Below are 844 nucleotides of genomic sequence, written 5' to 3'. Positions count from 1 at the left end.
ATAACGAGATAATGAGATAACAAAGCTTACTCTTGAAAAAAATCATGTAGTAAGTTTTTTAATTTGAGATATTTTCCGTACATGATATGTTAGATGTATTAAAGTAAGTATTCGAGAAGCATGAAGGTGCAAAACAATTCGATTGTTAAGCATTTAAATACGTGAGGGGTAATCATATGACAATTTATATTGCACTACTACGGGGAATTAATGTAGGTGGACATAAAGTAATCAAAATGGCAGATTTGAAAATAATGTTTGAATCAATAGGGTTAAAAAGAGTGAAAACGTATATTCAAAGTGGAAATGTAGTGTTTGAGTCAGAAGAAGAGATAAGTTTTTTAAAGGAACGAATTGAATGTGAAATTAAGAACGTTTTTGATTTCAATGTTCCAGTCATGTTACGAGCAAATGATGAATTTGTTAATATTATTAAAAAGTGTCCTTACGAGACCCATTCGTTATTAGAAGGAGAAAGTGTACATGTGGCCTTTTTAGCTAATCCACTTTCTGAAGAAGACAATAAGCGGTTACTTATGTACAAAAGTGACATAGAAGATTGCCATATCGAAGGAAGAGTAGTGTATTTATTTTTCAAAAAAAGCATTCGTAATTCTAAACTAATGAACCAGTTTCAAAAATTACATACGCCAGCTACAGTAAGGAACTGGCGGACTGTGAATAAGCTGAAAGCAATAGCAGAAGGTATTTAAACATAAAAAAGTGGTTTTCTGCATTTAGAAAACCACTTTTTTTATTTATATTGTTTGGCGACAATGAGTTCAACAATAGGGAAAATAAGAAAGGAAGAACAGAGTGCAATAAAGAGTGGAAGGTTTTTTAC

At 31.4% G+C, this 844-nt stretch carries 1 protein-coding gene; it reads left to right on the top strand.

Going from position 1 to position 844, the window contains the following annotated elements:
* The first annotated feature begins 176 nt into the window (after positions 1-176).
* On the top strand, positions 177-713 hold the full coding sequence (locus AC1DJR_RS31900) for a DUF1697 domain-containing protein (RefSeq protein WP_429687214.1): 537 nt from the start codon (positions 177-179) through the stop codon (positions 711-713).
* Positions 714-844 lie beyond the last annotated feature (131 nt).

The organism is Bacillus sp. 05T31, assembly GCF_056396725.1.
Note: the sequence above shows the minus strand (reverse complement) of the source record. Positions and strands in the feature narration are given on the sequence as shown.